The 13,069-nt window shown below is 61.6% G+C and carries 16 protein-coding genes; 9 read left to right on the plus strand and 7 right to left on the minus strand.

What is annotated here, in order from left to right:
- The 4 genes from FJQ55_RS04405 (at position 1) to FJQ55_RS04420 (ending at position 2,775) form a co-directional block, all read left to right on the plus strand.
- Positions 1-858 (plus strand): metallophosphoesterase, encoded by an 858-nt coding sequence (locus FJQ55_RS04405; protein WP_140826475.1) that lies wholly within the window; start codon positions 1-3, stop codon positions 856-858.
- A 169-nt stretch (positions 859-1,027) separates the two neighbouring features.
- Positions 1,028-1,474 (plus strand): c-type cytochrome, encoded by a 447-nt coding sequence (locus FJQ55_RS04410; RefSeq protein ID WP_140826476.1) that lies wholly within the window; start codon positions 1,028-1,030, stop codon positions 1,472-1,474.
- Between the two features lie 78 nt (positions 1,475-1,552).
- Entirely contained in the window at positions 1,553-2,470 is a 918-nt protein-coding gene (locus FJQ55_RS04415) for a cytochrome c (protein ID WP_140826477.1), read from the plus strand.
- Between the two features lie 80 nt (positions 2,471-2,550).
- Positions 2,551-2,775, plus strand: coding sequence for a hypothetical protein (locus FJQ55_RS04420; RefSeq protein ID WP_062275898.1), 225 nt, complete (start codon positions 2,551-2,553; stop codon positions 2,773-2,775).
- Between the two features lie 25 nt (positions 2,776-2,800).
- On the opposite strand, the gene FJQ55_RS04425 is transcribed toward FJQ55_RS04420, so the two are convergent.
- Both FJQ55_RS04425 and FJQ55_RS04430 read right to left on the minus strand, forming a co-directional pair.
- A complete protein-coding gene (locus tag FJQ55_RS04425) occupies positions 2,801-3,370 on the minus strand; it encodes a DJ-1/PfpI family protein (RefSeq protein ID WP_140826478.1) in 570 nt (189 codons plus the stop codon).
- A gap of 32 nt (positions 3,371-3,402) precedes the next feature.
- Positions 3,403-3,891 (minus strand): GNAT family N-acetyltransferase, encoded by a 489-nt coding sequence (locus FJQ55_RS04430; protein WP_140826479.1) that lies wholly within the window; start codon positions 3,889-3,891, stop codon positions 3,403-3,405.
- Between the two features lie 411 nt (positions 3,892-4,302).
- Between FJQ55_RS04430 and FJQ55_RS04435 the strand changes: the two genes are divergently transcribed.
- On the plus strand, positions 4,303-4,662 hold the full coding sequence (locus tag FJQ55_RS04435; RefSeq protein ID WP_140826480.1) for an HVO_A0114 family putative DNA-binding protein: 360 nt from the start codon (positions 4,303-4,305) through the stop codon (positions 4,660-4,662).
- 8 nt (positions 4,663-4,670) lie between these two features.
- Here FJQ55_RS04435 and FJQ55_RS04440 read toward each other — a convergent pair whose 3' ends face one another.
- Entirely contained in the window at positions 4,671-5,129 is a 459-nt protein-coding gene (locus FJQ55_RS04440) for a cupin domain-containing protein (RefSeq protein WP_140826481.1), read from the minus strand.
- Positions 5,130-5,141: 12 nt separating this feature from the next.
- The gene (locus FJQ55_RS04445; RefSeq protein ID WP_140826482.1) at positions 5,142-5,555 is read right to left on the minus strand and encodes a MerR family transcriptional regulator; all 414 of its coding nucleotides are present in this window, start codon (positions 5,553-5,555) and stop codon (positions 5,142-5,144) included.
- 84 nt (positions 5,556-5,639) lie between these two features.
- On the opposite strand from FJQ55_RS04445, the gene FJQ55_RS04450 reads away from it, so the two are divergent.
- Positions 5,640-6,377, plus strand: coding sequence for a cation efflux transmembrane domain-containing protein (locus FJQ55_RS04450; protein ID WP_140826483.1), 738 nt, complete (start codon positions 5,640-5,642; stop codon positions 6,375-6,377).
- Between the two features lie 72 nt (positions 6,378-6,449).
- On the opposite strand, the gene FJQ55_RS04455 is transcribed toward FJQ55_RS04450, so the two are convergent.
- A complete protein-coding gene (locus FJQ55_RS04455; RefSeq protein ID WP_140826484.1) occupies positions 6,450-6,767 on the minus strand; it encodes a hypothetical protein in 318 nt (105 codons plus the stop codon).
- Positions 6,768-6,978: 211 nt separating this feature from the next.
- Positions 6,979-9,087, minus strand: a complete 2,109-nt coding sequence (locus FJQ55_RS04460) for a S9 family peptidase (RefSeq protein ID WP_140826485.1) — start codon at positions 9,085-9,087, stop codon at positions 6,979-6,981.
- A gap of 146 nt (positions 9,088-9,233) precedes the next feature.
- Here FJQ55_RS04460 and FJQ55_RS04465 point away from each other — a divergent pair, with 146 nt between their 5' ends.
- The gene (locus FJQ55_RS04465) at positions 9,234-10,004 is read left to right on the plus strand and encodes a polysaccharide deacetylase family protein (RefSeq protein WP_140826486.1); all 771 of its coding nucleotides are present in this window, start codon (positions 9,234-9,236) and stop codon (positions 10,002-10,004) included.
- An 8-nt stretch (positions 10,005-10,012) separates the two neighbouring features.
- Here the strand turns inward: FJQ55_RS04465 and FJQ55_RS04470 are convergent, their stop codons facing one another.
- Complete coding sequence (locus FJQ55_RS04470; RefSeq protein ID WP_140826487.1) at positions 10,013-10,900, minus strand: branched-chain amino acid aminotransferase; 888 nt, start codon at positions 10,898-10,900, stop codon at positions 10,013-10,015.
- Between the two features lie 295 nt (positions 10,901-11,195).
- Between FJQ55_RS04470 and FJQ55_RS04475 the strand changes: the two genes are divergently transcribed.
- On the plus strand, positions 11,196-11,993 hold the full coding sequence (locus FJQ55_RS04475; protein ID WP_140826488.1) for a MipA/OmpV family protein: 798 nt from the start codon (positions 11,196-11,198) through the stop codon (positions 11,991-11,993).
- Between the two features lie 79 nt (positions 11,994-12,072).
- Positions 12,073-13,026, plus strand: coding sequence for a 4-hydroxybenzoate octaprenyltransferase (gene ubiA / locus FJQ55_RS04480; RefSeq protein WP_140829078.1), 954 nt, complete (start codon positions 12,073-12,075; stop codon positions 13,024-13,026).
- Positions 13,027-13,069: the final 43 nt, after the last annotated feature.

Below are 13,069 nucleotides of genomic sequence, written 5' to 3' on the forward strand. Positions count from 1 at the left end.
ATGACGCAAGAGTCAGTTCGCCTCAGCCTCGGCATCATCGCCGATCCGCAATACGCCGACCGCGAGCCGGATCTCGCTCTGGACAGGCATTTCCGCCAGGTACCGGCAAGGCTGAAACAGGCGATCGATCGGTTCAACACGCTGCCCCTCGACGCCATCGTCGTGCTGGGTGATCTCATCGACCGGGACTTCGAAAGCTTCGAACCCGTCCTCGAAATCCTTGGCCAAAGCCGCCATCCGCGCATTCTCCTGCCAGGCAACCACGATTTCTCCGTCTCGGCGGATCGTCTGGCGGATATCCATTCGACCCTCGACATGCCGGCTCCGTATTATGAGCACCGCATCAACGGTCTGCGCCTTCTGATCATCGAGGGTAACGAGATTTCCCTCTTCTCCAACTCGCCGGGAAGTCCTCGACATGCTGAAGCCGAGGCGCGTCTCGCCCGGTTGAAAACAGCCGGCGCTCCCAATGCCCAAGACTGGAACGCCGGTATCAGTGCCACCCAGGAAGACTGGATTCGGGAGCGCCTGACCGATGCGGCCGCCGCAGGTGAGCCCGTTATCCTCCTCGGCCACTATCCGATCCATCCCCCCTCCGACCACAATCTCTGGGACAGCGAGCGGCTGGCAGAACTCGTTGCATCCGCGCCGGCCGCCATTGCCTATCTCTGCGGCCATCAGCACAAAGGCAACTACGCGGCCCTCGATGCGACGCATTTCGTCAATTTCTGCGGCATGGTGGACACGATTGACAGCAACGCCTTTGCAGTCCTTGAATTGTACGACGACCGGATCGAAATCGCCGGTTTCGGTCGTGAACCGAGCCGTAGGCTGGCTCTCGGTGTCAGTTCTCGATGACAATACCTGGCACCGATCGATCAGCGATTTGTCAGCCTTCCCAGAATGTTGCTCCTTCGGTGTCGCTTCACTCCATTGTGACTTTTGTCCCTGCCTCTGAGGCGGCAATCATCGGGCGTTACGGAAAAAGATCGCCGGTGCGCCGGTCGACCCAAGGGAGAACAGCCTTATGAAAGTGAAAGTCGTCCTGTCCGCCACCGTGGCGATCTGTCTTGGCGTCTCCGCTGCAATCGCAGCCGGAGAACCGCAGACTGTCCGTCAGGAACTGATGAAGAAGGCAGGAGCTTCGGCCGGCGCACTGGGTGCGATCGCCAAGGGCGAAAAGCCCTATGACGCCGAAGCCGTAAAGACCGCCCTGACCAACCTCGTCGAAGTCGGCAAGACCTTCCCCGAGCATTTCCCCACCGGCAGCGAAACCGGTCTCGATACGGAAGCTAGCCCGAAGATTTGGGAAAACATGGATGACTTCAAGGCAAAGTCGGCCAAGCTCGCATCGGTCGCCGAAGCCCAGCTCGCCGCCATGCCAGCCGACCAGGCAGGCGTCGGCACCGCTCTCCAGGCCATCGGCGCCACCTGCGGCGACTGTCACCAGACCTATCGCCTGAAGAAGAACTGACCCTACAGTCGGGCGCTCTCGGGCGCCCGACATCGATTTGGGCTTCATTGAAGCCTATTCACTCGCAAGGATGGCCTGATGGCATCGATTTGGCTGAAAGGTCTCGGCGGCTTGGCCGTTCTGGGTATTGCCGGTTTCGGCGCATTCCTCTGGGTGACCGCGCCCGAGAGGCAGGATCTGTCCGTTTGGACCAATCTCGGCGACCCCGATCTTGCCCATGGCCGGGAAGTATTCTTTGCCGGCGGCTGCGCCAGCTGCCATGCGCCGGCGGGAGCGGAGGGAGATGCCCGACTGATCCTCTCCGGCGGCGCGCCGATCAAAAGCGATTTCGGCATCTTCCATCCCCCGAACATTTCCAGCGACCCCAATGTCGGCATCGGTGCTTGGACGCTCGCCGAATTCGGCGATGCTATGACCCGCGGTGTCGGACGGGACGGCGAGCATCTCTATCCGTCCTTCCCCTATGGCTCCTATGTCCGCATGACGCCTCAGGACGTCAAGGATCTCTACGGTTTCCTCAAGACCCTGCCGGCAAGCGACAAGCTCGCACCGGCTCATGAACTTGCCTTCCCCTTCAACCAGCGGCTCGCGCTCGGCGGCTGGAAATTCCTCTATTTCAGTGCAGCCCCCCGTGCCGAACTGACAGACGCCTCGGACCTGGTGAAGCGCGGCCAGTATCTCGTCGAAGGCCCAGGACATTGCGGAGAGTGCCATACGCCACGCGATGCGCTCGGCGGCTTTAAATCCGGCCAATGGCTGGCAGGCGGACCCAATCCGGAAGGAAAGGGCGCCATCCCGAACATTACTCCAGGCTCGAAGAGCATCGGCTCCTGGAGCGCGGGCGACATCGCCGCCTACCTGGAGACCGGCTTTACCCCCGATTTCGACAGCGTCGGCGGGACCATGGTTGAGGTGCAGAAGAACATGGCACAGCTCCCGGCCTCCGATCGCGAGGCCATCGCCGCCTATCTCAAGGCCATCCCCGCGGTGCAGTAGGCCTTCCCGTTCGAAGATGACCAGCATCGCGCAAGGCTGATCCGGCATCCTGCTCACCTCGAATTGCCTTCGGAGGGGCCATGAGCATTGAACGCCGGCGGATGGAGAGTGCGCTACGCTCGCTGCTCGACAACTATCCCGATCCCGCCCTGCACCAATGGGTGGACCAGACGGTGCGCGCCTTCGAGAAGCGGCTCTCGGCGATCGTTGATCCTCGCGAGCGCGACCATGCCCAGCAGGCAGCGCTCATCCTGATCAAGACGACCCTGCAAAAATGGTCGGAAAATCCGCCGGTCCGTCACTGACGAAAGACCGTTGAGCCCCGCATCGTCACCCGCGATGCTCTGCCGCAAATGTGGAAAGCTCGGCCTCTGCCTCCGGCCCATACAGGTCGAGCGCTTTCAGCACTTCGATGGTGAACGTGTCCGGCGAAGAGCCGGCCGCCGTAACAATGCCGCCGTCGCGGACCGCCGGTGCCTGGTCGCGGTAATGTTCGGAACCCTGATAGGTGGCATACTGCTGGTGTGAGGCGAGCGCGTTGCCGGTATGGGCGACATTGTTCAGCACGCCGGTTGCGGCAAGTCCGCTCGCCGCCGCACAGATGCCGCCGAGGACCTTGCCCTTGTCGCGGAATGCCACCGCAAGATCGGTAAAGTCGTAAGCGACGCCCTTCTCCCAGGCATAGCCGCCCGGAATAACCAAGGCATCGAACGTCTCGGCGTCGATTGCATCATAGCCGATGTCGGGCATCACCTTCAGCCCGCCCATCGAGACGACGGGAGCGCCGTCCGGCGAGGCGGTGACCACATCGCAGTTCAGATAATAGCGGGCCGCCGCCATCAGAAGCGCAGGCTCCCAATCGGCGAAATCATTCTGCAGGGCAATGGCAATGCGTGTCATGTCCAGTCTCCGTCCTCAGCGCAAAAGGGTGCTTAGTTCAACGCATGCAAGTAGCGCATGCCGGTGACCGGGCGCGGCACGAAATCCATGTTTTCGTAGAAGCGATGCGCAGCGACGTTACCCGTGGCAGCCGAGACCGAGAGGAAGTCACATCCGGCCTGGCGGGCGATCTCGCGGGCCCGGTCGACCAGATGCTGGCCGATGCCGTTGCCACGCTGGCCGTCGCGCACGAAGAGGTGATGCAGATCCATGCCCCGCTTGCCTTCCTGCGCCCTATAGAGTGGAACCAGAATGGCGTAGCCAATCAGGCCCTGGCCGTCGTCTGCAACCAGCGCCTGGATCCACGGCATGGGGCCGAACAGATCGCGTTCCAGCTTCTCCGGCGTCATCGCAGAGGCGTCGCCATGATGCTGGGCCAGCGCCGCAATCATCGCATTGAGTTCCGGCAGGTCGCGCGGCTTCGCGTGCCGGATGGCGATCACGGGCGGGCGGGGCAGGGTGATGTCGGTGTCTTCGGTCATGTTGCTTTCCCTTTTGCTTATTCTGCGCCGTCAGGGGGAAAGTCGTCTGGAAAACAACAAGGCCGCCTGACGGCGGCCTGTTGACAATGTGATCTTGTCGGGCCGCCGGTTACCGGTAGGCCCAAAAATACGTGCAGGTGATGGTTGCGCGAATGTCGATCATGGCGGCTTAGATGCGCCGAATTGGTTCCATTGTCAACGGGATCTTTGCCGTAACGCGCTGATGGAGTATACTCCATCAAAAGGTGCGGGGCGAAGATGGCCAGAGCAACCTTGATCCGTCGGATACGCAATTTTGTGCGCGACGGCGTCTTCGTGGAAATCGTGATCTGGCATGTCCCGGTTGCCGTGCGCGTACCGGAATAGATGGATTGATCGCAGACTTTCTTATGGATGTGGAAGGATGGTTGGATGGCAACGCTGAAGGTGAAGATCGAAAGTCTGGAGCAGACGATGGCGACCGTGGCTGAAGTCATGAAGGCCGCTGGCGGTCAAACGGGACTTCAAGCCGAGCCCAGCCTCATTTTTCCGTCCTGGGAAGCGCTGCATCGGGTCCTGACACCCAAGCGTCTGGAGATCGTCAAGGTTATGACGGGGCAGGGGGTCTTGACGATGCGGGAGGTCGCGCGGCGTGTCGGCCGCGACTTCAAGGCCGTCCATGCAGACCTCGACACCCTTGTGAAGAGCGGTGTCATCGACAGGGCCGATGACGGCGTTGTCTTTCCGTATGATCGGATCCATTTCGAGTTCGAGATCGAGTCGGCTGCCTGAGTGCTGTTTTACCGCTCGACGCTCAATCCCGCCTTCGTGGTCAGCCGCTTCTCGAACCCCACCTTGGTCAGCAGCAGATCCTTGTCCGTGTAATGCACCACATCGTCAGGCGAGCGCGTGCCCACTACCAGATAGGTCGCCGGCGCCTCCGACCGGTTCTCCAGCCGGTGCCCAATTGCCACGCCTGCCTTGAAGGTCGCGGCGTCGCCCGGCTGCATTTCCGTCAGCGTTTCGCCCTCGTTCAGCGTAACGGTGCCTGCCAGCATATATACGAATTCGTCTTCCTGCTCGTGCCAGTGCTTGTGCGAGGACATGGCGCCGGGCATCAATGTCTCGACGAAGGCGCCGAACTGCGTCAGCCCGCCGGCATCTGAGAGCAATCGTGCCTCGTAAGGCCCGAGCTCGGCATTCACGCCCGTGCCGCTCCATGTCTCAAGCGGTGCCTTATTCTGTCGGATCACCGGCATAACGCTTATCCTTCAGTGCTCGTGTTCGCACAGCCCGTGATCGGCCAGCGCCTGGATCACATAGCAGTCGCCAATCGTATGATTTCCGCAATGTGAGACGATCCGCGACAACTCCTCCTCAAGCTTCTTCAGCTTGGCGATCTTTTCGCGCACCTCGTCCAGTTGCTCCCGGGCGATCCGGTCGGCGGCCCCGCAGGGCTCTTCCGGATGGCGGCTCAGCGTCAGCAGTTCCCGGATCGCATCGATCGGAAAGCCGAGATCGCGTGCATGACGGATAAAGGCCAGCCGCTCAAGGTCGGCCTTCTCATAACGCCGCTGGTTGCCCTCGGTCCGGTCCGGCGCCGAGATCAGTCCCATCTGCTCGTAATAGCGGATGGTCGGCACCTTGACCCCGGTCCGGCGCGACAGATCGCCGATTGCATACATCGTGAAATTTCCTCTTGAACCTCTAGTCACTAGAGATCGTAAGGCTGCTTTGTGATCAGATCAAGACGTGAAGGATCAAGACGAATGAGTGCTTCCTGCGGCCATGACCATGCTCCTTTCGACGGCATGTCAGATACCTACAAGCGGCGCCTATGGATGGTGATCGTCATCAATGCGGCGATGTTCATCGTCGAAATGACCGCCGGTCAGCTCGCCCGCTCCCAGGCGCTGCAGGCCGACGCGCTGGACTTCTTTGCCGATGCTGTCACCTACGGCATCTCGCTCGCCGTCATCGGCGCCTCCTTGAAGTCCCGCAGCCTCGCGGCCGCCGCCAAGGGTGGCAGCCTGTTTCTCATGGGGCTTTGGGTTTTCGGCTCCACGCTTCACCGGGTGTTTTACCAGGGCGTGCCGGAAGCGCCGGTCATGGGTGCCATCGGTTTCCTGGCGCTCGCAGCCAATCTGGCGAGCGTCCTGCTGCTAATGAACTACAAGGACGGCGACGCAAATGTCCGCTCCGTCTGGCTCTGCTCGCGCAATGACGCGATCGGCAATGTCATCGTCATGATTGCGGCCCTCGGCGTCTGGGGAACGGCGACCGCCTGGCCGGACCTGATCGTGGCGGCCATCATGGCGGGCCTCTTTCTCTATTCGTCGACCCAGATCCTGTCGCAGAGTTATCAGGAGTGGAGAAAAGGCGAGACCGTGACGCTGACATCGAGTTGCTGCGCATCGGAGGCAAATCCCGGCCACGGTCATGCCGCCCACTCCGATTTGGGCCATGCCCACCACGGGCATGCTCATCACGGTCACGCCCATCATTGAGCCAGCAGACGGAGTACAAAAAAAGGCCGGCGCGGCATCATGCCGGCCGACCTTTTTCTCCGCATCGTAACCTTAGAACTCGTCGTAGACGGTCGGCACTTCGTATTCGCGGTAAGCGGCTTCGACCATCTGCAGCCGCGCGTTTTCACTGGAGTCGTCGCCGTTGGTGCTGGCGCCGTTGAGTTGCACGGAGGTCTTGCGTCCGCTGTCGACGGTCCAGAGCGCCGAAGCCAGCTGGTTGGACAGAAGCGTGCTCGAAAACGTGCTCGCGCCCGTGGCGCGGCCGGACGTGGCGGTCGTTGCTTCCGAAGACGTATCGTCGACGACGACCGTGCCCGGCACGTGACGGCTTTGGTAGGAATAGCTGCTGAGACCGCTCTCGATCCTCATGGCGGAGACCTCGGTTGAAAAATTAACCTTTTGTTAACCTTTCAACCTTGCGCGAGGCTTGCGCGGCCTGCCTGACCGCGAGAAATGTCCCTTGCGGAAACGGAGCGCAAAAAGTAGAGCGGCGAATCACGACAAGAAACGGGATCGCCCCGATTCCGCCAAAGCGGTCGAAGCGAGCCCGTTGCACTCAAAGGCCGTTGGCCTTTGGACGTTACATCTTCCCCGCCACCTTGATCGCATAGGCATATTCGAACGCAATTTCCTCCAGCCGCTGGAAACGTCCCGACTTGCCGCCATGGCCGGCGGCCATGTTGGTCTTCAGCAGGAATGGCCCGGCGTCCGGCGCGGTGGCGCGCAGTTTCGCGATCCACTTGGTCGGCTCCCAATAGGTCACGCGCGGGTCGGTGAGGCCGGAGAGGGCGATGATCGGCGGATAGCGCTTCTTGTCGACATTGTCATAGGGGCTATAGGCCGCGATCCAGCGATACTCCTCTTCCGACTCGATCGGATTGCCCCATTCCGGCCATTCCGGCGGGGTGAGCGGCAGGGTGTCGTCAAGCATGGTGTTGAGCACATCGACAAAGGGGACGGCGGCGATGATGCCTGCGAATTTTTCCGGCGCCATGTTGGCGACCGCGCCCATCAACATGCCGCCGGCCGATCCGCCTTCGGCGATGATCCGGTCGTAGGAAGTGAACTTCTCCTTCACCAGGTGGTCGGCGGCTGAGATGAAGTCCTTGAAGGTATTGACCTTCTTTTCCATCTTGCCGTCTTCGTACCAGGAGAAACCCTTGTCCTTGCCGCCGCGGATATGGGCAATCGCATAGACGAAGCCGCGATCGGCGAGCGACAGGCAATTGGTATTGAAGCCGGCCGGAATGGTGATGCCATAGGCGCCGTAGCCATAGAGCAGGCAGGGCGCGGAGCCATCGAGCGGCGTATCCTTGCGATAGAGCAGGGTGACCGGCACCTTCTCGCCGTCATGCGCTTCGGCAAACACCCGGCGGGTGACGTAGTCCTCAGGGTTATGGCCCGACGGCACTTCCTGGGTCTTCAGAAGCGTGCGCTCGCGCGTCGCCATGTTGTAGTCGAACAACTGCGAGGGTGTCGTCATCGACGAATAGGAGAAGCGGATGACGTCGGTGTCGTATTCGGCAGCTCCCTGCAGGCCGAGCGAATAGGCTTCCTCGGCAAAGGCGATTGAATGTTCTTCGCCGGACGTCCGGTCGCGGATCATGATGACGGGCAGACCCTCGCGGCGCTCCAGCCAGACGAGATGCCGTGCAAAGGCCATATGGTTGAGGATCAGCCGGCCGGGCTCATGCGGCACGACTTCTGTCCAGTTCGCCTTGCCCGGTGCGGATACCGGTGCCTCGACGATCTTGAAGTCCTTGGCGCCATCGGCATTGGTCAGGATGTAGAAGACGTCGCCGCCTTCCGTCATCGAATATTCGACGCCTTCCTCGCGCTCGGCCACCAGCTGCGGCTCGGCGGTCAGGTCCTTGGTCGAGAGCAGCCGATATTCCGAGGTCTCGTGGTCGTGGATGTCGATATAGATGACATCGTCCAGTAGCGAGCCGCCCACGCCCATGAAGAAGCCCGGGTCCTTTTCCTCGTAGACAAGGCGATCTTCAGATTGCGGCTGGCCGACGATATGGTGAAAGACCTTGGACGGCCGGTGGTTCTCGTCCTGCAGCGTATAGAAGAAGCTCTTGCCATCAGGCGCCCAGACACCGCCGCCGGCGGTGTTTTCCAGGACGTCGTCGAGATCTTGCTTGGTGGTGAGATCGCGGACGCGCAGCGTAAAGTATTCCGAACCCTTGTCGTCATAACCCCAGATGCCGAAGGCATGATCGGTCGTGTGGTCGATGCCGGCGAGGCGGAAATAATCCTTGCCCGCTGCCTCCTTGTCGCCGTCCAGCAGAAGCTCGCGGATCGTTTCGTCCTTCGCATTGCCGTCGCGCGGGATGCGGAAATAGCGCGGCTGCTCGCCGCCGGTGACGAAGGCGGAACCATAGGCAAAGGGGCCGTCTTTCATCGGGATCGAGGAATCGTCTTCCTTGATGCGCCCCTTCATCTCGGCAAAGAGCTGGCCCTGCAGCGCCTTCGTATCGGCCATCGCCGCGTCCATATAGGCGTTCTCGGCCTCCAGATAGGAGCGGATTTCGGGATCGAGGATCGAGGTGTCCTTGAACATCGCCTGCCAGTTGTCGGCGCGCAGCCAGGCATAGTCGTCCGTGCGGGTGATCCCGTGGCGGGTATCGGAGACGGGTTTCTTGGCGGCGGCGGGCGGGGAGGGCAGGTTTCTAAAAACGGACAAGGTTTTCTCGCTTTATCATGTCGAGGCAGATTGCCTGCCTGTGTGGTTTCAGAGATAAAGCCGCCCCGGCAGGACTTCAAGCCAAGTGTTCCGTGCAGCCGTGCTGCATACGGCAGGGATCGAACGACAGGCAGACGAGAACGACGATGATGACCACTTTGAGGTTTTCGGGCCTCGCTCTGTTCTGCGCTGCCTCGATCGGCGCAGCAGTCCCGACCCCGGCCAAGCCTTCGACCGTCTCACCCAAGCCGCGCCTCACCGAACCTAAGCTGACGATCGCCCAGGTGAAGGACGAAGGGCCGGCCGTCGCGCTCACCTTCGATGCCTGCATGGGCAAGGTCGACGACCGCATTCTCGACACGCTGGTCGAAAACCGCATTCCCTCGACGATCTTCGTCACGGCCCGCTGGCTGAAACACAACGCCGCCGCCTTTGCCGTGATGCGGGCCAATCCCGATCTGTTCGAGATCGAGGACCACGGCGAAAACCACGTTCCCGCCATCGACGTGCCGATGACCATCTTCGGCATCAAGACGGCCGGATCTTCTGAAGCCGTGGCTGCCGAAGTGGAGGGCGGGGCCGAGGCCATCATGGCTGCCGGTGGCGAGCGTCCCGTCTGGTTTCGCGGCGCGACGGCCAAATATACGCCGAGCGCCATTGCCGAAATCCAGTCCCTCGGCTACCGCGTCGCGGGTTACTCAATCAATGGCGACAGCGGCTCGCTCCTAGGCGCTTCAGGCGTAGCCCGCCAATATCACCGCGCAAAAGACGGGGACGTGATCATCTCGCACATCAACCAGCCGACCCATGAGGCCGGCGAAGGCGTGGTCAAGGGCATCCTCGACTTGAAGGCCCGCGGCTTCCGCTTCGTCCGGCTGAAGGACCGCACGGAGCCGGTCTCCGGCAAGAGTTTCTGAACCCCGGATCAGCCATCCGTCCCATGGCTGGATTTCGCCCAATCCATGTAGAGGTCAAGCGCCTTGCGCGTCACCGGCCCCTCCTGGAACTGCGCATCATCGAGCCGCGTCACCGGCACCACCTTGGAATAATTGCCGGTCTGGAAAATCTCGTCGGCATTCATGAAATCCTCGACCGACAGCGTCGCTTCGCGAACGTCGAAACCGGCATGGCGCAGCAGTCCAATGATCCGGGCGCGGGTGATGCCGGCAAGGAAGGTGCGGTTGGCGGCGGGCGTATAGACCACGCCATCCTTCACCATGAACACGTTGGAGGAGGCGGTCTCCACCACATTGCCGTTCATGTCGCGCACCAGCGCATTGTCGAAGCCACGTGAACGGGCTTCGATGATCATCCGGCCGGAGTTCGGATAAAGGCTGCCGGTCTTCGCCTCGGTCATCGCCGTTTCCGGCGACGGCCGGCGGAAGGGCGATACCGTCAGCGACGAGGGCTTGGCGGTGTGCATCGGCGCCTCGAACAGGCAAAGCGCAAAGCGGGTCGAATCCGGATCGGCCGCGACGACCGATCCCATCTGCCCGTGCTCTGCCCAATACATCGGTTTGATATAGATTGCCGTCCGGCCGTCAAACTTGCCGATGCCTTCCCAGGCCAGTCGCTCGATTTCCTTCGCCTCCACCACCGGCTTCAGGCCCATGTTGACGGCCGAGCGGTTCACGCGTTCGCAATGCAGGTCGAGATCCGGCGCGATGCCATCGAACCAGCGCGCGCCGTCGAACACGGTCGAGCCCAGCCACATGGCATGCGAAGCCGGCCCGATCAGCGGCGGATTGCCGGAAAACCAGTCGCCATCGACATAGGTGAAGGTGGGGGTGCGGGCAGACGTATCGACGGCCATGGCGGCTCTCCTGTTCTCGTTGCCTGCAGGAAAGGTGCTGCGGCGGGAGAGGTCAAGGATAAATTGGCCGCGCCCAGGGGAAATCCCGCGATGGTGCCACTGTCGCCGTCATTGGGTCGATTCCCTATGCCTCATCAGCAACTTGGCTGATTGGTCCATCGTTTCAAGTGATGGTCGCCGCCCAATCGGAGCGCCTATCGTGGTTAAATGTGTTGTAACGGATTTCCGCGATATTGAGCGAAAGCAAGGCCCGTGCCCTGCCAGTCTGTCGTTCTGCGTTTCTCTGGGGGTCACCATGCACAAGGCGCGTTTCGCCTCTCTTCTCGCCGCATCCGTGGCGCTCGTCGCTTCGCCGGCCCTGGCCGATGGCTTCTTCTCCGGCAACTGGTATGTGACACTGGGTGGCGCCGGCATTTCCGCCCCCACGTTCGAAGGCTCCAAGAACCGCAAGCTGTTCTTCCAGCCGATTATCTCCGTCGGTCGCGGGGGCGCACCACGTTTCTCGTCCCGCAACGATAATCCGAGCTTTGCGATCTACGACACCGACGTCCTGCGCGCCGGCGTCGTCGGCAAGTTCGTGCCCGGGCGTGACGCCGGCACCGACGATGCGCTGAAAGGCCTCTCCGAAGTCAAATGGGGCGGTGAACTCGGCGGCTTTGCCGACCTTTATATCACCGATTACCTGCGCGCCCGTGCCGAGCTGCGCCAGGGCATCCGCGCCCATGACGGACTGGTCGCCGATATCGCCGTCGATGCCTTCACCGATATCGCGCCCGGTTTGCGCGTCTCGGCTGGCCCGCGCATGACCTACGCCACGAGCGGCTATACCCAAGCCTATTACGGCGTGAACGCCGCCGAATCCGCCGCCTCCGGCCTCAGCCAATACGATCCCGATGGCGGTATCACCTCTTATGGAGCGGGCGGCGCGATCACCTGGGATGCTACCGACAAGCTCTCAATGAGCGCCTTCACCGAATACAAGCATCTGGCCGGTCCGGCCGGGGATTCGAGCCTGGTCCGGGAAGAAGGCACCCGCAACCAGCTGATGTTCGGCGTCTCCGCCAGCTACAAGTTCGGCGTCAGTTTCGACTGACAAAGGGCCGCAGCGGATTTTCGATCGGGAAGGGCAGGGGGCGGTTTTCTTGACCCCGCCCATGCTCTATCAACAGGGGATGAGCACAGCCGATCCGAACATCGACCGCGTCATCGACGCGCCTTCCGACAACTTCGTCTATCGCATTCTGCCGCGATGGCTCTGGCCGCATGCCCAGCTCGCCCGCTGGGATCGCCCGATCGGCTGGCAATTGCTGATGTGGCCCTGCTTCTGGTCCTCGGCGCTCGCCGCCAACACACTTGCCGCTGAAGGCCGGTTGAACCTCGGCCTTTTCGCCTTTCACCTTGTCCTGTTTTTCCTCGGCTCGGTTGCCATGCGTGGCGCAGGTTGCACCTATAATGACCTCGTCGACCACGAGATCGACGACAAGGTGGCGCGCACCCGCTCGCGTCCGCTGCCTTCGGGTCGCATAACGCGGAAAAACGCCAAGATCTTCATGGTGTTGCAGGCGCTTGTCGGTCTCGTCGTTCTGCTCTGCTTCAACACGTTTTCGATCATGCTCGGCATCCTGTCGCTCGTCATCGTCGCGATCTATCCCTTCGCCAAGCGCTTCACCGACTGGCCGCAATTCTTCCTCGGGCTCGCCTTCTCCTGGGGCGGGCTGATGGGCTGGGCAGGCCTTCACGGCAATCTGTCGCTCGCCGCTGTCCTCCTCTATGCCGGTGCTGTTGCCTGGACCATCGGCTACGACACCATCTACGCCCATCAGGACAAAGAGGATGACGCCCTGGTCGGCGTGCGTTCCACAGCCCGGCTGTTTGGCGACGACACGAAGATCTGGCTGGTCGGGCTCTATGGCCTCACCTTGGTCCTGCTGCTCGTGGCCTTCCTGGTGGCCGGCGCCGCCTGGCCGGCGATCTTTGGGCTGCTGGCCGCAGGCGCTCTTCTCGGCTGGCAGATCAAGGTGCTCGATATCGACGACGGCGCCCAATGCCTCAAACTTTTCAAGTCCAACAATCGTGTCGGCCTGATCATCTTTGCCGGTCTGGTGCTGGCGCTGCCGTTTGCATGAGCGATGTCTTGAAACCGGATTGCCGCACGCTCCGGATCTGTTT

Origin of the sequence: Rhizobium glycinendophyticum, from assembly GCF_006443685.1 — a bacterium.
GTDB classification, from domain to species: Bacteria; Pseudomonadota; Alphaproteobacteria; order Rhizobiales; family Rhizobiaceae; genus Allorhizobium; species Allorhizobium glycinendophyticum.